Origin of the sequence: Burkholderia sp. Bp8991 (genome assembly GCF_003853795.1) — a bacterium.
GTDB lineage: Bacteria > Pseudomonadota > Gammaproteobacteria > Burkholderiales > Burkholderiaceae > Burkholderia.
In genome coordinates, this window is the sequence record NZ_QTQJ01000010.1 from 224,115 (window position 1) to 241,541 (window position 17,427).

20 protein-coding genes are annotated in these 17,427 nt (G+C 69.0%); 13 read left to right on the top strand and 7 right to left on the bottom strand.

The genetic code is table 11. The features are described 5' to 3' along the window. The first annotated feature begins 35 nt into the window (after positions 1 to 35). Positions 36 to 1,343, top strand: a complete 1,308-nt coding sequence (locus DIE02_RS14580; RefSeq protein WP_124529211.1) for an MFS transporter — start codon at positions 36 to 38, stop codon at positions 1,341 to 1,343. A gap of 1 nt (position 1,344) precedes the next feature. Continuing rightward, a complete protein-coding gene (locus tag DIE02_RS14585; protein WP_124529213.1) occupies positions 1,345 to 2,475 on the top strand; it encodes an amidohydrolase in 1,131 nt (376 codons plus the stop codon). 28 nt (positions 2,476 to 2,503) lie between these two features. On the opposite strand, the gene DIE02_RS14590 is transcribed toward DIE02_RS14585, so the two are convergent. The 3 genes from DIE02_RS14590 to DIE02_RS14600 all read right to left on the bottom strand — a co-directional run bounded on the left by DIE02_RS14590 (position 2,504) and on the right by DIE02_RS14600 (position 3,924). Then, the gene (locus DIE02_RS14590) at positions 2,504 to 2,980 is read right to left on the bottom strand and encodes an SRPBCC family protein (RefSeq protein WP_044848511.1); all 477 of its coding nucleotides are present in this window, start codon (positions 2,978 to 2,980) and stop codon (positions 2,504 to 2,506) included. Between the two features lie 118 nt (positions 2,981 to 3,098). Beyond that, entirely contained in the window at positions 3,099 to 3,584 is a 486-nt protein-coding gene (locus DIE02_RS14595; RefSeq protein ID WP_124529215.1) for an SRPBCC family protein, read from the bottom strand. Further along, positions 3,547 to 3,924 carry a helix-turn-helix transcriptional regulator gene (locus DIE02_RS14600; RefSeq protein ID WP_124529217.1) on the bottom strand — a complete coding sequence of 126 codons (378 nt, stop codon included), beginning with the start codon at positions 3,922 to 3,924 and terminating at the stop codon, positions 3,547 to 3,549. The genes DIE02_RS14595 and DIE02_RS14600 overlap by 38 nt, the downstream gene beginning before the upstream one ends. A gap of 196 nt (positions 3,925 to 4,120) precedes the next feature. Between DIE02_RS14600 and DIE02_RS14605 the strand changes: the two genes are divergently transcribed. Together DIE02_RS14605 and DIE02_RS14610 are read left to right on the top strand one after the other, a co-directional pair. Then, positions 4,121 to 4,651 (top strand): GNAT family N-acetyltransferase, encoded by a 531-nt coding sequence (locus tag DIE02_RS14605; protein WP_124529219.1) that lies wholly within the window; start codon positions 4,121 to 4,123, stop codon positions 4,649 to 4,651. Positions 4,652 to 4,805: 154 nt separating this feature from the next. Continuing rightward, positions 4,806 to 5,384, top strand: a complete 579-nt coding sequence (locus DIE02_RS14610) for a hypothetical protein (RefSeq protein WP_124529221.1) — start codon at positions 4,806 to 4,808, stop codon at positions 5,382 to 5,384. A 31-nt stretch (positions 5,385 to 5,415) separates the two neighbouring features. Here DIE02_RS14610 and DIE02_RS14615 read toward each other — a convergent pair whose 3' ends face one another. Next, positions 5,416 to 6,000 carry a TetR/AcrR family transcriptional regulator gene (locus DIE02_RS14615; RefSeq protein ID WP_124529223.1) on the bottom strand — a complete coding sequence of 195 codons (585 nt, stop codon included), beginning with the start codon at positions 5,998 to 6,000 and terminating at the stop codon, positions 5,416 to 5,418. Between the two features lie 337 nt (positions 6,001 to 6,337). Here DIE02_RS14615 and DIE02_RS14620 point away from each other — a divergent pair, with 337 nt between their 5' ends. Beyond that, positions 6,338 to 7,042, top strand: a complete 705-nt coding sequence (locus DIE02_RS14620; RefSeq protein WP_044848517.1) for an SDR family oxidoreductase — start codon at positions 6,338 to 6,340, stop codon at positions 7,040 to 7,042. A gap of 57 nt (positions 7,043 to 7,099) precedes the next feature. Here the strand turns inward: DIE02_RS14620 and fabV are convergent, their stop codons facing one another. Then, positions 7,100 to 8,302: an enoyl-ACP reductase FabV gene (fabV, locus tag DIE02_RS14625; protein WP_124529225.1), complete on the bottom strand. Its 1,203-nt coding sequence runs from the start codon at positions 8,300 to 8,302 to the stop codon at positions 7,100 to 7,102. 206 nt (positions 8,303 to 8,508) lie between these two features. Here fabV and DIE02_RS14630 point away from each other — a divergent pair, with 206 nt between their 5' ends. The 4 genes from DIE02_RS14630 to DIE02_RS14645 all read left to right on the top strand — a co-directional run bounded on the left by DIE02_RS14630 (position 8,509) and on the right by DIE02_RS14645 (position 11,669). After that, positions 8,509 to 9,042 carry a GbsR/MarR family transcriptional regulator gene (locus tag DIE02_RS14630; protein WP_006760784.1) on the top strand — a complete coding sequence of 178 codons (534 nt, stop codon included), beginning with the start codon at positions 8,509 to 8,511 and terminating at the stop codon, positions 9,040 to 9,042. A gap of 141 nt (positions 9,043 to 9,183) precedes the next feature. Beyond that, positions 9,184 to 10,437, top strand: coding sequence for an SDR family oxidoreductase (locus DIE02_RS14635; RefSeq protein WP_124529227.1), 1,254 nt, complete (start codon positions 9,184 to 9,186; stop codon positions 10,435 to 10,437). Further along, on the top strand, positions 10,434 to 10,904 hold the full coding sequence (locus tag DIE02_RS14640; RefSeq protein ID WP_124529229.1) for a DUF2269 domain-containing protein: 471 nt from the start codon (positions 10,434 to 10,436) through the stop codon (positions 10,902 to 10,904). The genes DIE02_RS14635 and DIE02_RS14640 overlap by 4 nt, the downstream gene beginning before the upstream one ends. 141 nt (positions 10,905 to 11,045) lie before the next feature. After that, entirely contained in the window at positions 11,046 to 11,669 is a 624-nt protein-coding gene (locus DIE02_RS14645; protein WP_044848521.1) for a glutathione S-transferase family protein, read from the top strand. 66 nt (positions 11,670 to 11,735) lie between these two features. Here DIE02_RS14645 and DIE02_RS14650 read toward each other — a convergent pair whose 3' ends face one another. Both DIE02_RS14650 and DIE02_RS14655 read right to left on the bottom strand, forming a co-directional pair. Continuing rightward, positions 11,736 to 13,139, bottom strand: a complete 1,404-nt coding sequence (locus tag DIE02_RS14650; RefSeq protein ID WP_124529231.1) for a serine hydrolase — start codon at positions 13,137 to 13,139, stop codon at positions 11,736 to 11,738. 203 nt (positions 13,140 to 13,342) lie between these two features. Next, positions 13,343 to 14,530, bottom strand: coding sequence for a hypothetical protein (locus tag DIE02_RS14655; protein WP_185702626.1), 1,188 nt, complete (start codon positions 14,528 to 14,530; stop codon positions 13,343 to 13,345). 289 nt (positions 14,531 to 14,819) lie between these two features. Here DIE02_RS14655 and DIE02_RS14660 point away from each other — a divergent pair, with 289 nt between their 5' ends. The 4 genes from DIE02_RS14660 (at position 14,820) to DIE02_RS14670 (ending at position 17,307) form a co-directional block, all read left to right on the top strand. Further along, positions 14,820 to 15,239, top strand: a complete 420-nt coding sequence (locus tag DIE02_RS14660) for an HIT family protein (RefSeq protein ID WP_044848523.1) — start codon at positions 14,820 to 14,822, stop codon at positions 15,237 to 15,239. A 256-nt stretch (positions 15,240 to 15,495) separates the two neighbouring features. Continuing rightward, positions 15,496 to 15,663: a hypothetical protein gene (locus DIE02_RS35510; RefSeq protein WP_185500310.1), complete on the top strand. Its 168-nt coding sequence runs from the start codon at positions 15,496 to 15,498 to the stop codon at positions 15,661 to 15,663. A 166-nt stretch (positions 15,664 to 15,829) separates the two neighbouring features. Beyond that, entirely contained in the window at positions 15,830 to 16,489 is a 660-nt protein-coding gene (locus DIE02_RS14665; protein ID WP_124486108.1) for an isoprenylcysteine carboxylmethyltransferase family protein, read from the top strand. A 377-nt stretch (positions 16,490 to 16,866) separates the two neighbouring features. After that, positions 16,867 to 17,307, top strand: coding sequence for a hypothetical protein (locus DIE02_RS14670; RefSeq protein WP_124486109.1), 441 nt, complete (start codon positions 16,867 to 16,869; stop codon positions 17,305 to 17,307). The last annotated feature ends 120 nt before the right edge of the window (positions 17,308 to 17,427 follow it).

Sequence of the window (17,427 nt, forward strand, 5' to 3'; positions counted from 1 at the left end):
CGCGGGCGAGGAGCGCCGTATCCACGGAGACAACCATGACATCCGCTTCCCCGGCGCTGGCCGCCGATCGCGAAACCGACGCGTCGATCGAGCAACGGGCCGTGCGCAAGGCCGCGTGGCGTTTCATTCCGCTGCTCGCGCTCGCGTACTTCTTCAACTACCTCGACCGCACGAGCGTCGGGTTCGCGGCGCTTACGATGAACCGCGATCTCGGCTTGACCGCGACGCAGTTCGGCTGGGGCGCGGGGATCATGTTCGCGGGCTACTGCGTGTTCGAGGTGCCGAGCAATCTCGCGCTGTACCGCTTCGGCGCGCGGCGCTGGCTCGCGCGCATCATGATCACGTGGGGGCTGATGGCGGCCGCGACCGCGCTCGCGACCGGGCCGACGAGTTTCTATGCGATCCGGCTGCTGCTCGGCATCGGCGAAGCGGGCTTCTTTCCGGGCGTGATCTTTTTCCTCGCCGTGTGGTTTCCGGCGAGTTACCGCACGCGGGTGCTGGCGTGGTTCACCGTGTCGACACCGCTGTCGTCGCTGATCGGCGGCCCGTTGTCGACGTGGCTGCTGCAGCTCGACGGCGCGCTCGGCCTTGCGGGCTGGAAGTGGATGTTCATCGTCGAAGGGCTGCCCGCTTGCGCGCTCGGCTTTCTCGTGCTGAAGCTGCTGTCCGATTCGCCCGCGGATGCCGCGTGGCTGTCGAGCGACGATCGTGCCGCGCTGCAGCGCGCGTTCGAGCGCGAAGGCGCGGCCGCCGGCCGCAAGAAGCACTTCGGCGTCGCGCTGCGCGACGTGCGCGTGTACGTGCTCGCGCTGATCTCGTTCGGCTTCACGATGGGTTCTTACGGGATCGGCATCTGGTTGCCGCAGATGCTCAAGGCACACGGCATGTCGACGATGCAGACGGGCTGGCTTTCCGCGGTGCCGTACTTCTTCGCGACCGTCGCGCTGCTGTGGTGGGCGAAGCGGGTGGACCGGCGCGGCGGCCCGGTCGCGAACCTGGCGATCGGGCTGGCCATCGGCGCGGTGGCGCTCGGCGTGTCGACCCACTTCCTGACGCTCGGGCCCGCACTCGTCGGCATCACGCTCGCGCTGATCGGCACGATTGCCGGCCGCACGATCTTCTATACGCTGCCTTCGCGCTTCCTGTCCGGCCAGGCGGCGGCCGGCGGGCTCGCGCTGATCAATTCGATCGGCGCGCTCGGCGGATTCGCGGGCCCTTATCTCGTCGGCTACCTGAAGGACGGCTTCGGCACCTTCACGGCCGGGATGCTCGGCCTCGCGATCGTGCTGGCGATCACGACGCTGCTCACGCTGTCGCTGTACGCATTCGACCGGAGCGAATGACATGGATGCGACCATTTCGATCAAACGACGCCGGTTGCTCGGTGCGGCCGCCGCATCGCTCGCGCTCCCTGCATGGGCCGATACGCGCGCGCCGGCTGAAAACGGACCCTCCCGCATGACGACCCAAGGCAACTATCTCGCGGTGCGAAGCGACTGGCTCGCATCTGCGCTCGAACCCGCACTCGATCCGGATCTGCCGATCGTCGATGCGCATCATCACTTCTACGAGCGGCCGGGCTGGATCTACATGCTCGACGACTATCTGCAGGACGCGCGATCCGGCCACAACGTCCAGGCATCCGTCTACATGCAGGCGCTGACGCGCTATCGCGACGCGGGCCCGGCCGAACTGAAGCCGGTCGGCGAGACGGCCTACGTCGCCGGCGTGACGGAGCCGCTGCAACGCAGCGGCCCGGCCGTCGCGAAAGGCATCGTCGGGCACGCGGACCTGCGGCTCGGCGAGCGCGTGCGCGACGTGCTCGAAGCGCATGTCGACGCGGGGCGCGGACGCTTTCGCGGCGTTCGACACCTGAGTACCTGGGATGCCGATCCGACGCTCGCCAACCCGTTGTCGGCGGTGCCGCGCGGGCTGTTGCTCGACCCCGCGTACCGGGCCGGCGTCGCGCAGCTCGCGCCGCTCGGACTGTCGTACGACGCGTGGCTGTTCTTTCCTCAATTGCCCGAGCTGTTCGATCTGGCGAAGGCGAACCCCGACACGCGGATCGTCGTCAATCACTGCGGCGGCGTCGTGCGGATCGCGAGCTACGCGGACCAGCGGCCGGAAGTCTTCCAGCGCTGGTCGGCATCGATGCGCGAACTCGCGCGGCTGCCGAACGTATTCGTGAAGGTCGGGGGCCTCGGCATGCGGATCAACGGGTTCGATTTCGAGAAGGGCGCGCGGCCGCCGTCTTCCGAACAGCTCGCCGCCGCGTGGAAGCCGTGGATGCTCACGTGCATCGAGGCGTTCGGCGCGAAGCGCTGCATGTTCGAGAGCAATTTTCCGGTCGACAAGGGCTCGTATTCGTACGTGAACGGCTGGAACGCGTTCAAGCGGCTGACCGCACACGCGAGCCCGGACGAGCGCGATGCGCTGTTCCGCGGGACCGTCTCGCACGCGTACCGGCTCGGTTGACGCATACCGAGCACGTCGCGTCGCGCTGCTAGCCCGTCTCGACCAGCGCCGCCAGCCGGGCGAGCGCCATGCGCCAGCCGGTCTCGTTGTCGGCCGCCGGCACGCCGGGCGGCACACCGTCGTGCACCGCGTCGACGCGTGTGCCGCCAGCTTCGTCGGACAGCGTGATCGTGATCGTCATCGCGCCGCGCAGCATCGGATCGTCGGTTTCGAACACGTCGATTTCGACGATCCGTTCGTCGGGCACGAGCGTCACGAAGCGGCCGTGATAGGTGTCGGTGTGCGCGGTGGTCTTGCCGGTGCCGTCCGACGGTTCGTCGTAGCTCAGCGACACGCGCAGCGCGCCGCCTTCGCGCGCGTCGTAGGCGAGCACGCGGCACGTCATGCCGTCCGGCACCTTCCATTGTTCGACGGCGTGCGGATCGAGCAGCGCGCGGTAGACGCGCCCGCGCGGTGCGTTCAGGTGCCGGCTGACCCGGGTGGAATGCGTGTGCATCTGCAGCATGTGGCCTCCCGCGGAGCGCGCGCGACGGTGCACGCCGGATGCCGGCGTGTCGTCACGCTTCCTTCAGGAATCCTAGGCGCGCGCGCGGCGGCATGCAATGGCCCGCGCACGTGCTAATTCAGCGCAATGCGGACGCGAATTCGTCGAGCTGCGTGATGCAGGTGTTCCAGCCCTCGAAGAAGCCGAGGGCCTCGTGGCGCTCGCGCGTCGCGGCGTCGGGATGCATCACGCGCGCGTCGTAGCGGCAACCGGCGGCATCATCCGCCATCGTGATGATCGCCGTGAAGCCCAGCCACGGCACCTGCGGCCGCCAGCCGCCCGCGAGCATCGACGTGAACACGATGCGCGCTTCCGGCACGATGTCGAGGAAGCACCCGGGGTTGTCGCTCGTGCCGCCGTCGGGGCCACGCATGAACGTGTGGAAGGCGCCGCCCGGGCGCAGGTCGAACGCACGGACTTCGGTGGTCCACGGTTTCGGGCACCACCATTCCTTCAGCAGTTCGGGATCGGTCCACGCGCGCCAGAGCGCCTGGCGCGGTGCATGCAGCGTGCGTGTGATGACGAGGTCATGAGCTTCGGCGGGGTCGACGTGGCGGGTTGACATGCGCGTGCTCCTCCTGGTGACGGCGTTCGACGAATTCCACCAGGCGATCGGCGCGCGCTTCCCACAGCGCGCGCTGCGCGGCGAGCCACTGCTCGGCTTCGGCCAGCCGGCCGCCGACCAGCTCGCAGGTGCGCGTGCGGCCGGTTTTCCGGGTCGTGACGAGGCCGCTGCGCTCGAGCACCGCGACATGCTTCATCAGCGACGGCAGCGCCATGTCGAACGGCGCGGCCAGTTCCGAAACGGTCCGCACGCCGTTGCCGAGCGCGCTGACGATCGCGCAGCGCGTCGGATCGGCGAGCGCCTGGAATACGTCGGTGATGCCGGGTTCAAAGTTAGCCATGCGGCTAAGTATAGGCAATGCAACGAGAATTTTCGTCGCTTAGGATGATGGGGAGGTAACACCCGCCGACCGGGCCGGGCGTCGTGTTGCCGGGCATCCGCCGATGTTGCGCGGGGTGCGACCGCACGGCGGCATTCCATTCGATCCGGGCGCACGTCGGCCGAACGCGTGCCCCGCCTGATATACCGGAGAGGGTATGACAGAACCTGTGACCGTCCGCCGCGTCGACGCGGGCGAAGCCCGCGCCTGCATCGGCGCGCTGGCCGACGTGCTGATCGATTGCGTCGAAGGCGGCGCGTCCGTCAGCTTCATGTTGCCGATCGAACGCTCGACGGCCGTCGCGTTCTGGACGAGGGTTGCCGACGGCGTCGCGAGCGGCGAGCGCATCCTGCTGGTCGCCGAGGACGCGGCCGGCCGGATCGTCGGCACCGTGCAACTCGTGGTCGCGCAGCCGGAGAACCAGCCGCATCGAGCGGACCTCGCGAAGATGCTCGTGTCGCGTCATGCGCGACGGCAGGGCGTCGCCGCGCGGCTGATGGCGGCCGCCGACGACGCCGCGCGCGCCGCCGGCAAGACCGTGCTCGTGCTCGACACCGTGACGGGCGGCGATGCCGAGCGCCTGTACGAGCGGGCCGGCTGGCAGCGCGTGGGCGTCGTGCCGAACTATGCGCTGATGCCCGACGGCGCGTTGTGCGCGACGACTTATTTTCACAAGCAGCTCGCGTAACGGGGCCGGATGCGGTCGCGATCCGGGTCGCGACCGGCGCGGCAGTACCGCCGCCGGAAGCCAGGCGAACCAGAAAAGCCGGCCGCCGCCGCCGCGGCTCCGATATATTCGTGCTGGAACACGTCACCGCCACGCCAACGGAATTGCCGCCTCGATGAAACGCTCCCGTATCGCCTTCGCCCTCACGGGCCTGCTCGTCGCGGTGCCGATCGCCGCCTACGCGCTCGTCAAGCCGCTGCGCGTCGTCGCGCCGGCGCTGCTGCCCGGCGTGTCATGCCCGAGCGCGGACATCTGCACCGACGATGCCGCGAAGCTCGGCATCGCGCAGCAGCTCTATCGCGACGGCTACGCGCGCGCGGCCGCGGCCGTCGGCCCGTTTCGCGACGCGCCGCGCGTCGTGTTCTGCTCGACGCGCGCGTGCGCCGACCAGTTCGGTCTCGGCGAACGCGCGGCACTGACGCTCGGGGATTTCGGCGTGGTCGTCGCGCCGCGCGGCTGGCAGACCTACTTTCTTGCCCACGAGCTGATCCACCACCGGCAGGCCGAAGTGCTCGGCAACCTCGCGGTCGCCACCAAGCCGCGCTGGCTGATCGAGGGGATGGCGTATGCGTTGAGCGACGATCCGCGTCATCCGCTGTCGGAGCCGTTCGAGTCGTGGCGCACGCAATTCTCAGCGTGGCATGCGGCGCTCGGCCAGCGGCCGTTGTGGGATGCCGCCAGGGCCGTGCAATAGCGATCGCGCGCGACCGGCGTCCGTCGTGCCGCTACGCCGGCACGGCCGGATCGTCGGGCTGCGCGCCGAGCGTGCGCCGACCCGCGTCGAGGATCTCGTCGGCCAGCGCCGGATCGGTGCCGGCGATCGCGCGCGACAGCACGAGCGCACCGACCATCTGGCTGAAGACGGCGATCGCGTCGCGGCGCGTGTCCGCCGCGGCCGAGCCTTCGGCGGCCACCATCCGTTCCAGCCGGTCGAGATACGCGGCGACGCCGTGCGCGTAGCACGCGCGCGCCGCGTCGGTCAGCCGGGGCGCATCGCCCGCGAAACCCGACAGCGGGCAACCGGCTTCGACGTTGTCGCGATGCGCGGCCGACAGGTACGCCGTCGCCTGCTTCGCGACGCTGCCGGCGTTCGGTGAATCCGCACGGTCCTGGATCGCTTTCTCCATCACCGCGGCGACCAGCGCATCCTTCGATTTGAAGTGGTTGTAGAAGCCGCCCTGCGTGAAGCCGGCTTCCTTCATCAGCTCCGTCAACCCCACCGCGTCGACACCGCGCACCCGGAACAGCCGCTCGGCGGCCGCGACGATCGCGTTGCGGTTTTCGGCGGCCTGTTGTCTCGAGACGCCCATCGATCCCTCCCTCATTCCGGCAATTGCGTCGATTGAAAAACACAATGGTGATCGCCATTGACGTGTCGAAATCGCGCTGACACAATGCACCGCAAAGACAATGGTGATCGACATTGACATCGAGTGTAGCCGACTTCGCGAATGAAGCGAAGCGACCGGCGCGGCACGGATGGATATCGGTCCCGGTGCGGCGTGGCGTGGGCGGCGGACTGCCCGGCTTCCGGCACGGCACCGGCGGAGCAACGGTTCGGTCCGCGATGGCGGCGTGGTTTATCACCGGATCCCGGGCGCGCGGCGAACCGGCGCGAGCGGGATCCTTTCTCCGAAAGGAACGAGCATGAAGATCGAAGGTGCAGTGGTGTTCGTCACGGGCGCGAACCGCGGGCTCGGCCGCGAGTTCGCGAAGCAGGCGCTCGAACGCGGGGCGCGCAAGGTCTATGCGGGCGCGCGCGATCCGGCCAGCGTGACGCTGCCGGGCGTGGTGCCCGTGAGGCTCGACGTGACCGATCCGGCGACGGTCGCCGCGGCCGCCGATATCGCGCGCGACGTCACGCTGCTGATCAACAACGCGGGCATCGCGCGACTCGGCAGCCTGACCGACGACGGCGCGCTCGACGCGTTGCGCGATCACTTCGAAACCAACGTGTTCGGAATGCTGGCGATGTCGCGCGCCTTCGCGGGAACGCTGGCCGGCCACGGCGGCGGCGCGATCCTGAACGTGCTGTCGGTCGCGAGCTGGGTGAACCGGCCGATCCTGTCGGGCTACGGCGTGTCGAAGTCGGCCGCGTGGGCGCTGACCAACGGGCTGCGGCATTCGCTGCGCGAACAGCATACGCAGGTCGTCGGGCTGCATGCGGGGTTCATCGATACCGACCTGACGGCTGGCCTCGACGTGCCGAAGGCCACGCCGGCCGACGTCGTGCGCCAGGCCTACGAGGCAATCGAAGCAGGGGAGGAGGAAGTGTCGACCGACGAGTTCACGCGGCAAGTGAAGGCCACGCTGTCGTCGGGCGTCTATCTGGAGGAGCCGGCGCCGCGTTGACGCGGCCGGCAGCGCGACCCCGCCGCCCGCTCGGTGAGCGCGGCGGCGGGCGTTTCGTCAGACCGTCGTGTCGATGATGCCCGGGATCTTCACGTCCGGGTTCACGTCCGCGTCGTAGTCGACGCCCGCGATCTCGAAGCCGAACAGGCGCAGGAATTCCGTCTTGTAGCCCGCGAAGTCGGTCATTTCGTACAGGTTCTCGTTGGTGACCTTGTCCCACATCGCGACGACCTTGTCCTGCACTTGCGGGTCGAGCTCCTTGTAGTCCGCGCGCAGGCGGCCTTCCTCGTCGATGTGCGGCGTCGCGCCGTACAGGCTGTCCTTCAGGAGCCCGTACACCTGCTCGATGCAGCCTTCGTGCGTGCCCTTTTCCTTCATCACCTTGAATAGCAGCGACAGGTAGAGCGGCATCATCGGGATCGCCGAGCTCGCCTGCGTGACGACGGCCTTCAGCACCGACACGCGCGCGTCGCCGCCATGCGCGGCCAGCTTGTCGCGGATCGACAGCACCTTCTTGTCGAGATCCTTCTTCGCTTCGCCGATCGAGCCGTTCCAGTAGATGTCGTGCGTGATCTGCTCGCCGAGGTACGTGAACGCGGTCGTCTTCGCGCCGTCGGCCAGCACGCCGGCTTCATCGAGCGCGTCGATCCACATCTGCCAGTCCTCGCCGCCCATCACGGCGACGGTGCCGTCGATCTCTTCCTGCGTCGCCGGCTCGAGCGACACTTCGCGGATCACTTCCTTGTCGGTGTCGAGGCCGCGGAACGTGACCGACTTGCCGACCGGCTTCAGCGTCGAGCTGATCGTTTCGCCCGTCTTCGGGTGCGTGCGGCGCGGTGCCGCGAGGCTGTAGACGACCAGGTCGACCTTGCCGAGATCCTGCTTGATGGTGTCGATCGTGATCTGCTTGACCTTGTCGGAGAAGGCGTCGCCGTTGATGCTGCGCGCATAGAGCCCCTTTTCGGCGGCGAATTTCTCGAACGCGGCGCTGTTGTACCAGCCGGCGGTGCCCGGCTTCGTTTCGCTGCCGGCGCGCTCGAAGAACACGCCCAGCGTGTCCGCGCCCGAGCCGAATGCGGCCGAGATCCGGGCGGCGAGGCCGTAGCCCGTCGACGCGCCGATCACGAGCACCTTCTTCGGACCGTTGGCGATCGGGCCGTGCGAAGTCACGTAGTCGATCTGTTCCTTGACGTTGGCTTCGCAGCCGACCGGATGAGTCGTCACGCAGATGAAGCCACGCACGCGCGGTTTGATGATCATGGGAGAACCTCTAGTCAGAAAGGCGCGGACGGCCTGAAATCGGAAAAATCCCGCGCATTGTAATGGAAGCGGGCGCAACGGCGGGAAAGGCGAGCCGTGGCCGCGGTCGCAGTCGCCCGCGGGCGGGACGGTCGAGGCAGCCATTCGCGTCGCCGCCCGTTATTTCTCTCTTGACAGAAATAACTGAAAAAACTAAATTCCCCGACATGGAACTCACACCGATTGCCGAACGATTCATCCTCCACTGGGGCGAAATGGGCTCGCGCTGGGGCGTCAACCGCACCGTCTCGCAGATTCACGCGCTGCTGTACCTGGCTGGCCGGCCGGTTGCGGCCGACGAGATCGCCGAGACGCTCAACGTCGCGCGTTCCAACGTCAGCACGAGCCTGAAGGAACTGCAGGCATGGCGGCTCGCGAAGGTCGTGCACGTGCTGGGCGACCGGCGCGACCACTTCGAGACGTCGACCGACATCTGGGAACTGTTCAAGCTGATCGTCGAAGGGCGGCGGCAGCGCGAGATCGAACCGACGCTCACGGTGCTGCGCGATTGCCTGACGAGCCCGGAGATCGCCGACGAGAGCCGCGAAACCGAACAGCGCATCCGCGACACGCTGCAGTTCGTCGAGACGCTCACGACCTGGTCGGACGAGATGCTGCGGCTCAAGCCCGACACGCTGATGAAGGCGCTCGGCATCGGCGCGAAGATCAGCCAGACGGTCAGGCGCAAGTCGTCGAAGTAAGCGGTACCGGACGTGCGGGCACGCAGCCCGCTTTTTTTGAAAGTGAAATTTCTGTCTTTACAGAAATAACTGTAGGTAAAGGACGAAAATGGACAGGGTATCGCGATCGACCCGCCGGCATGCCGCACCGCGGAGTGCGACATGAACATCCTCGTCTGCGGCGCGAACGGCTTCATCGGGCGGGCGCTGGGCGCGCGGCTCGAAGCCGGCGGCCATCGCGTGCTGCGCGGCGTGCGGCATGCGGTCGGTCCGCACGACGTCGCGATCGACTTCACGAAGGACGTCGATCCCGATGCGTGGCTCGCCCGGCTCGACGGCGTCGACGTGGTGATCAATGCGGTCGGGATCCTTGCGGACCGGCGTGACGCGACGTTCGACGCCGTGCATCGCGCGGCGCCCTGCGCGCTCTTCACCGCGTGCTGTCGTGCCCGCGTGCGACGCGTGATCCAGATCTCGGCGCTGGGCGTCGAGCGCGGCGACACGCCGTATTTCGCCAGCAAATACGCAGCCGACACCTTCCTGCGGACGCTGCCGCTCGATTACCGGATCGTGCGCCCGGCGCTCGTCTACGGCGCTTCCGGCACGTCGGCACGGTTCTTCCGGATGCTCGCGAGCCTGCCCGTGCAGGCATTGCCGACGGGCGGCCATCAGCGGCTGCGCCCCGTGCACATCGACGATCTCGCCGAACTCGTCGCGCGGCTCGTCGATGCGCCGGCGGCCGGCAACCCGGTCATCGACGCGGTCGGCGGCGACGAAGTCGAGTATCGCGAGATGCTGAGCGTCTATCGCGCCGCGCTGGGCTTCCCGCCGGCGGCGCGCATCGCGCTGCCGGGCCCGCTGGTCGGGGCGGCGGCCGCGCTGCTCGGCGCGCTGCCGGGCGCGATGCTGACCCGCGACACGTGGACGATGCTGCGCGGCGGCAACACCGGCGACCCCGCGGCGCTCGCGGCCGTGCTCGGCCGGCCGCCGCGCGGGCTGCGGCATTTCATCGGCGCGGACGCGCCCGCGCTGCGCCGCGACGCGCTCGCGATGTGGCGGCGGCCGCTGCTGCTGGGCGCGCTCGCGATCGTCTGGATCTGGACGGCCATCGTCAGCGCGTTCATCCATCCGCGGCACGACAGCCTCGCGATGCTCGCCCGCGCGCACCTGACTGGCTTGCCCGCGCTGATCGCGCTCTACGCGGCCTGCGCGCTTGACTTCGCGTTCGGCGTGGCGACCGTCGTCGCGCCGTCCCGCCGGCTGTGGGCCGCGCAAGGCGCGCTGATCGTCGCGTATTCGGCCGTCATCGCGGTCACGATGCCCGGCCTGCTCGCCGAGCCGTTCGGCCCCGTGCTCAAGAACGTGCCGATTCTGGCGATCCTGTTGATCCTCTTTTCAGAAGAAGAACACGCATGAACACCTATCTCGTGATCAAGACGCTGCATATCCTGTCCTCGGTGCTGATGGTCGGCACGGGTTTCGGCACCGCGTTCTACCTGTTCTTCGCGAACCGCACGCGCTCGGTGCCGGCGATCGCCGCCGTGTCGCGCCTCGTCGTGCGCGCGGACTGGTGGTTCACGACGCCGGCCGTGCTGTTCCAGCCCGCATCCGGGCTGTGGCTCGCGCATACGGCCGGCTGGCCGTGGACGACGCCGTGGCTGGTCGCGTCGATCGTGCTGTATGCGGTCGCGGGCGCGTGCTGGCTGCCGGTCGTATGGCTGCAGATCGAACTGACCGCGATGGCGAAGCTCGCGCATGCGAACGGCGATGCCGCGCTGCCGGAACGGTACTGGCGCTATGCGAAGCGCTGGGAGCTGCTCGGCTATCCGGCGTTCTTCGCGATGCTGAGCGTTTATTTCCTGATGGTGCTCAAGCCGATGTGAGCGAGGCAGTGGGGCCTGCAACGGCGATTTCGCCTGACGCGCTGTCGATTCTCGCGGGCTCGTGTATAACTTCGACGGGAGCGCGTCCGGGCCGTGTCGCGCCTCCCGAACGCTTCGCATTCGACCTCACAAGGAGCCTGCATGCTGCACATCCTCGGCAAGATCCCGTCCATCAACGTCCGCAAGGTGCTGTGGCTGTGCACCGAACTGAACCTGCCGTTCGAACAGGAAGACTGGGGCGCGGGCTTTCGCACGACCAACGACCCGGCCTACCTCGCGCTGAATCCGAACGGCCTCGTGCCGGTCATCAAGGACGACGACTTCGTGTTGTGGGAGTCGAACACGATCATCCGCTATCTCGCGAACCGCTATGGCGGCGACGCGCTCTATCCGGCCGAGCCGCAGGCGCGCGCGCGGGTCGATCAGTGGATCGACTGGCAGGGCACGGACCTGAACCGCTCGTGGGTCGGCGCGTTCCTCGGCCTCGTGCGCAAGTCGCCGGATCACCAGGACCCGGCGGCGATCGCGCAGTCGATCGCGGGCTGGACGAAGCACATGCAGATACTGAACGCGCAGCTCGAAGCGACCGGCGCGTTCGTGGCCGGCGACCGCTTCACGCTCGCGGACATTCCGATCGGCCTGTCGGTGAACCGCTGGTTCGGCACGCCGTTCGAGCATCCGGATTTCCCGGCAGTGAAGCGCTACATCGAGCGCCTGGCGACGCGCGAAGGTTTCCAGCAGTACGCGGGCAGCGCGAACCCGTAACGCATCGCATGTCGCGCGCGGCGCGGCGGCGTGATTTGCCGCCGCATCGCCGCCGCGCCGCGGCCGTCACGAGCCCGATGCCGGTACGGCCTCGAGCACGCGCGCGAGAAATGCCTCGTGATTCCATGCGGATTCCGGCCGCGACAGTCCGAGCCGCACGACCACCAGCTCGCGGCTCGGCACCACGCTCACGAACTGGCCTTCATGGCCGACCGCATGAAACGCATCGACGGGCAGCGGGCTCGCGTGCGCATCGCGATCGTTGAACGGCTCCGGCACCTTCACCCACAGATGCGCGCCGAATTCCTGGCGCGTCGACAGCGGCGTCGCCCGCGTCAGGTAGCGCACCCAGCCTTGCGGCAGCAGCCGCTGCCCGTCCCACACCCCGTCCTGCCGCAGAAGCTCCCCGAAGCGCGCCCAGTCGCGCGCGCTTGCATACATGAACGACGCGCTGCCGAGCGTGCCGGCCGCATCGGGCTCGAACACCGCGCTGCGCATGCCGAGCGGCGCGAACAGCGCGCGGCGCGGAAACGCGAGGTAGTCGCCTTCGGTGCCGCCCATCGCCTCGCGCATCACGCGCGCGACGATCGCGCTCGTGCCGCTCGAGTAGTACCACTGCGTGCCGGGCTGCGCGGCGAGCGGCATGGCCGACGCGAAACGCGCGGTGTCCGGCTGCGTGAACAGCATCACGGCGACGTCGGACAGCGGGTCGTCGTAGTCCTCGTTGAATTGCAGGCCGCTCGTCATCCGCAGCAGCTCGTCGAGCGTGATCGCCGCGCGCGGATCGCCGCTGTCGCGCCATTCGGGCAGCAGCGCCGACGCGTCCGGCGACAGCTTGTGCTGCGCGACGAGCATGCCGGCCAGCGTGGCCGTCACGGTCTTCGTCATCGACCAGCCGGGCAGCGGCGTGTCGGCCGCGAAGCCGGGCGCATAGCGTTCGGCGATCACCTGGCCGCGCCACATCACGACGACCGCGCGGGTGCGCAGCGGCCGCGCCGGATCGGGTTCGTCGAACGCGCGGTCGAGCGCGGCCTGCAGCTTGCGTGCGTCGATGCCGGCGGGCGGTGCGGCCGGCGCCGCTTCGTGCGCGGGCGGCGGATCGGGGACGGGCGGTAGCGCGGCCGGCAGCCCGCCGGGCGACGGTCCGAGCGCGAGCGTGCAGCCGAGCCCGGGCCGGAAGTCCGCCTCGCGTTGCGCGAATCCGGCGAAGGTCGCGACGGCGCGATGATGCTCGGGATCGATCGACGGACGCACCAGCTTCAGCAGCGGATGCACGCCGGCCATGATGTCGACGTCGATCACCGACGCGGCCGGACGGCCCGACACGAACACGCCCGAACACAGCGCCTTCGCGGCATAGCCCGTCGCGATGGGCGCGAGCCGCGACAGCATGTAGCCGGTGTAGCCGAGCGCGGCGGCGAGCGCGACGGCGGCACCGCGCAGGATCAGCGATTTGAAGGGGATCGTCATGCGCGAGCGTCCTCGGTGGCGTGCCGGCCGGCAACGATGGCAACGATCCGGCAGTGTCGCAGGTTCGCGCGAGCGGTGGCAATCGTGGGGGCGGGTGACGCCGGGCGGCGTCGGTCAGGCGGCATGGTGCCCGGCGTCTGCGAATCGCATGTGTCGATCGCGCAGGTTCGAACGGGCCGCACGCGGCCCGTTCGCGTGATGCGTCATTGTGCGTTGCCGTTGTCCGAACGCAGTGTCCAGACCGTCGCGGTATTCGTGTTGTCGTCGACGGCCGCGAATTCCGGCTGGCCTTTGCTGCCGCGCCCGAACGCGAGCCCGAATGCCGCGCCCGGCACGGTATCGACCTGCATCTGCGCGACGAAGCGCCCGTCCACCGTGAATTCGACGATCTCGCTCGGTTGCAGCGGGTCGGGGTTGACCGCGTCGCCGTTCGCGGTCACGAGATGGCCGTTCGGCGCGAGCGCCAGCGCGAGCGGGCCGTGCAGGTGCGCCGCATCGAAGTAGATCATCCGTCCGACGCCGCCGTTGCGATTCGTCGTCGCGGCATTCTGGATCGCGAACACCGCGTTGTCGCCGGTCGAGGCGACATACAGGACGTCGATGTCGGGATCGTACGCGAGGCCGGTCGGGCCGACGACGAGCGCAGCGGGATCGGTCCGGTTCACGTAGCCCGATGCGATGATCTGCGAGCCCGGCAGCATCCTGACGCCGTCGCTGCCGATCATCAGCTCGATCCGTGCGACCGTCCCGTTCAGCACGTTCGACACGAACGCGGTCACGCGCTGGCCGCGGTCGATCACGGTCATGTCCCACGGTCCGTCGAGCAGTGTGGTGCTCGACAGTTGCGTGACGAGATTGCCTTGCGGACCGATGACGAGCAGCGAGCCCGGGGGGACCACGGTCTTGCCGTCCGGTGCCGGCACGTTGCCGACCAGCACGAAGCCGCTGCGCAGCACCGTGAGCGCGGTCGTCAGGCCGAGATTGCTGCCCTGGAAGAACGTTGCCGGCGTCTTGCCGGGCGACAGCTTGACGACCGTCGTGCCGGTGCCTTGCGTGTTCGATGCGGAGTTGAAGTTGGATACGACGACGTCGCCCGGTTTCAGCGTGCTCCAGCTCGGCACGCCGCGCGGCACGAACGCGATGCCGTACGGATTGACGTCGCCGTTGGCGGGCACGGTCGACGCCGTGACCGACGAGACCGGCAGGATGGAATTGCCGCCGCCGGCCCACGCGAAAGCCGACGACAACGCGATCAGCCCCGCGCCGCAAGCCGCGCGGCATAGCGTGCGCGCCATCGTGCGGCAGGCGTGGGCGAGGATCGGCGGGTGAACGGCAAACGCGGCGGCAAACACGGGCGGGGCGGGCGAACGACAGGAGGGGAGAGGGTCCATGGCATGACTCCGGTTGATGATTGCGAGCAGTCATCCCGGCTGCCGGCCTGCGCAGCGCACGGATGTCCGGCGCGGATCCGCAGTCTTGCCGTGCGAGTCCGCACTCGAAATAAACGGATCGCGACGGCCGGATATTCCATCCGGCGACGGGCATTGCACGCGAGCCGGCGCGCATTGTTCGCCGCCACGGCGACACCGCCTGACAAGTTGAAATCCGGACCGCCATCGGCCGATAATCGTCCGGCATCGTTCCCAGTCAAACCGCAATCGCAAACATCGGAAAACGCCCATGTCCTACGACAACAACAACCCGTTCGCCCGGATCCTGCGCGGCGAACTGCCGTGCGTGAAGGTCGCCGAAGACGACGCGACCCTCGCGATCATGGATCTCATGCCGCAGGCCGACGGTCACGTGCTCGTGATCCCGAAGGAGCCGGCCGCGCAGATCTTCGAGCTGTCCGGCGACGCGGCCGCGGCCGGCATCCGCATGACGCAGCGCGTCGCGGCGGCCGTGCGCGCGGCGCTCGGGCCGGACGGCGTGTTCATCGGCCAGTTCAACGGCGCGGCGGCGGGCCAGACGGTCCCGCACGTGCATTTCCACGTGATTCCGCGCTGGGAAGGCGTCGAGCTGCGGATGCACGCGCGCGACATCGCCGATTCGGCGACGCTCGAATCGGTCGCCGAGCGGATCCGCGCGCGTTTCGTGTAACGCGCAGACGGCGCGTGGTTCGGGCGGCGCCAGCGGGCGCGTGCCGCGAGGCCATGCGCGCCTGTTTCGGCGGTCACACCACGTAACACGTGTAACCGCTCGCGAAACGTGTCCCGGTGGCCCCGGCGCTAGACTCCGCGCATTGCCGCATCGAGCGACGGGAAGGGCCGGTTGTCTCTTCCGTGCCGGCCGTCGCAGGCTGCGACGGCGTGGTTTTCGCGAGATGCAACGTGCCCTCTTCGCCGGGAATCGAGTCATGTACAAAATCCTCATCACCTTTGCGCTGATCGGCGGCCTGTCCGGCTGCTATGTCGCGCCGCCTTACGGCTACTACGCGCCCGCGCCGGCCTACTACGGCTATGCGCCCGCCTATTACGCACCGCCCGTCAGCGTCGGCATCGGCGGCAACTTCCGCATTCGCTGACCGGGCGGCGGGCGCGGGCGCCGCCCGCACGTCGAGCGGCCCCGTCGTTCGACGCTTGGCCGCCGCTTCCCGCACGGACGACTCGCGCGCCTCATGACGGCGCGCGTGCGCATGGCCCGCCCGGGTTCCTATACTTCACAGGAAAGCCCACTCCGGCGAGGCAGCCATGGCCGTTACGCGCAAGGTCGCAATCGTGGCGAGCGTCTCCACGCTCGTCTATCTCGGGCTCGCCGTGCTCGGCATCGGCGGGTTCGCCGCCTTCTTCTCGCATCCGCAACTGACCGTCATTGCCGTCGCGACGCTCGCGCTGGCCGTCGCCGCGTTGTTCACCGAAGGCAACCTGAGCGCCGGCGAACGCGAGAACCGCGACAACCGCTGGGTGCTCGCGGCCTTTGCGGCCAGCGGGTTCCTGCTCGCATACCTGCCCGCGCTGACCGACCGGCTCGACGTATGGACCTTCGGCGGCGACACGGTGCGCTGGATCGGCGTCGTGCTGTACGTCGCGGGCGGCGTGCTGCGCATCTGGCCCGTGTTCGTGCTCGGCAAGCGCTTCAGCGGGCTCGTCGCGATCCAGCCGGGCCACACGCTGGTGACGGACGGTATCTATCGGAGAATTCGCAACCCGAGCTATCTCGGCCTGCTCGTCAATGCGGCCGGCTGGGCGTGCGCGTTCCGCTCGGGCATCGGGCTGCTGCTCGTCGCGTTGACGATGATCCCGCTGGTCGCCCGCATCCGTTCCGAGGAAGCGTTGCTGCGCGCGCAATTCGGCGCCGAATACGACGCGTACTGCGCGCACACGTGGCGGCTGCTGCCGGGCGTGTACTGACCCTCGTTCGCCCTGGATGGCCCGGTCGATCCCGGCCGCCTCGTGGCGCACCCGCGATGTGTTGCCACGTGTGTCCGAACCCGCGCGACGGGCGCTTCCGGCACCGCCTTCGAGTGCGGCCGGCCCACGGCCGGAGCCCGTGCCGGCGGGCTTTGCAGGCGGTTTTCGGCAACCTTTTCCGGTCCTGTTGCAGTAAACAACTTGTTACCAGAATGTCGACGGCAAGGGGACACGACCGGTGCTATTCTTCGCCGCAAGCTCATTGAAATGAATTGGTCCGGGATTCGGCACAATGCCGGCATCGACGTCGATCGATTCAGATCGTCGTAACGAGCAGACCTTTAATAACCAGATTGCGAACAAGGAAGAATACGGGAATGTGGAAGAAAATCGCCCCCACTCTCGTCGTCGCCGTGCTGACCGGCGCGACCGCACTGCCGGCAATGGCCGGTGACATGAACAACGCGCTTGGCGGCGCGCTCGGCGGGGTTGCCGGCGCAGCGGTCGGCGGCGCGGTCGGCGGCAGCACGGGCTCCGTGATCGGCGGCGCGATCGGCGGCGGCGCGGGTGGTGCCGTGACGTCGAACCGTCGCGAACGCACCGGCGCGATCATCGGCGGCGCACTCGGCGGCGGCGCGGGTACCGCGGCCGGCAACGCGATGGGCGGCCGCACGGGCGGCCTGCTGGGCGCAGCCGTCGGCGGCGGCGCCGGCGCGGCGCTCGGCGGCAACCTGTCGCGCAACTCGTACGACCGCGGCGACTATGGCGATCGCGGCCATCGTCACCGCAAGCATCGCCATCACCGCGACTGGGACTGATCCCCGCGGGCGCGGGGCGGGGGGGGGGGGGCCCCCCCCCCCCCCCCCCCCCCCGCCCCCCCCCCCCCCCCCCCCCCCCCCCCCCCCCCGCCCCCCCCGGCCCGGACAACCCGGCCCCAG

Bases quoted from the DNA above. Each gene is read 5' to 3' on its own strand.
- DIE02_RS14645 (WP_044848521.1), top strand. From the start codon at position 11,046: ATGCTGCACATCCTCGGCAAGATCCCGTCCATCAACGTCCGCAAGGTG.
- DIE02_RS14665 (WP_124486108.1), top strand. From the start codon at position 15,830: ATGGCCGTTACGCGCAAGGTCGCAATCGTGGCGAGCGTCTCCACGCTC.
- DIE02_RS14640 (WP_124529229.1), top strand. From the start codon at position 10,434: ATGAACACCTATCTCGTGATCAAGACGCTGCATATCCTGTCCTCGGTG.
- DIE02_RS14620 (WP_044848517.1), top strand. From the start codon at position 6,338: ATGAAGATCGAAGGTGCAGTGGTGTTCGTCACGGGCGCGAACCGCGGG.
- DIE02_RS14580 (WP_124529211.1), top strand. From the start codon at position 36: ATGACATCCGCTTCCCCGGCGCTGGCCGCCGATCGCGAAACCGACGCG.
- DIE02_RS14585 (WP_124529213.1), top strand. From the start codon at position 1,345: ATGGATGCGACCATTTCGATCAAACGACGCCGGTTGCTCGGTGCGGCC.
- DIE02_RS14660 (WP_044848523.1), top strand. From the start codon at position 14,820: ATGTCCTACGACAACAACAACCCGTTCGCCCGGATCCTGCGCGGCGAA.
- DIE02_RS14670 (WP_124486109.1), top strand. From the start codon at position 16,867: ATGTGGAAGAAAATCGCCCCCACTCTCGTCGTCGCCGTGCTGACCGGC.
- DIE02_RS14590 (WP_044848511.1), bottom strand. From the start codon at position 2,980: ATGCTGCAGATGCACACGCATTCCACCCGGGTCAGCCGGCACCTGAAC.
- DIE02_RS14610 (WP_124529221.1), top strand. From the start codon at position 4,806: ATGAAACGCTCCCGTATCGCCTTCGCCCTCACGGGCCTGCTCGTCGCG.
- DIE02_RS14635 (WP_124529227.1), top strand. From the start codon at position 9,184: ATGAACATCCTCGTCTGCGGCGCGAACGGCTTCATCGGGCGGGCGCTG.
- DIE02_RS35510 (WP_185500310.1), top strand. From the start codon at position 15,496: ATGTACAAAATCCTCATCACCTTTGCGCTGATCGGCGGCCTGTCCGGC.
- DIE02_RS14650 (WP_124529231.1), bottom strand. From the start codon at position 13,139: ATGACGATCCCCTTCAAATCGCTGATCCTGCGCGGTGCCGCCGTCGCG.
- DIE02_RS14615 (WP_124529223.1), bottom strand. From the start codon at position 6,000: ATGGGCGTCTCGAGACAACAGGCCGCCGAAAACCGCAACGCGATCGTC.
- DIE02_RS14600 (WP_124529217.1), bottom strand. From the start codon at position 3,924: ATGGCTAACTTTGAACCCGGCATCACCGACGTATTCCAGGCGCTCGCC.
- DIE02_RS14655 (WP_185702626.1), bottom strand. From the start codon at position 14,530: ATGGACCCTCTCCCCTCCTGTCGTTCGCCCGCCCCGCCCGTGTTTGCC.
- fabV (WP_124529225.1), bottom strand. From the start codon at position 8,302: ATGATCATCAAACCGCGCGTGCGTGGCTTCATCTGCGTGACGACTCAT.
- DIE02_RS14630 (WP_006760784.1), top strand. From the start codon at position 8,509: ATGGAACTCACACCGATTGCCGAACGATTCATCCTCCACTGGGGCGAA.
- DIE02_RS14595 (WP_124529215.1), bottom strand. From the start codon at position 3,584: ATGTCAACCCGCCACGTCGACCCCGCCGAAGCTCATGACCTCGTCATC.
- DIE02_RS14605 (WP_124529219.1), top strand. From the start codon at position 4,121: ATGACAGAACCTGTGACCGTCCGCCGCGTCGACGCGGGCGAAGCCCGC.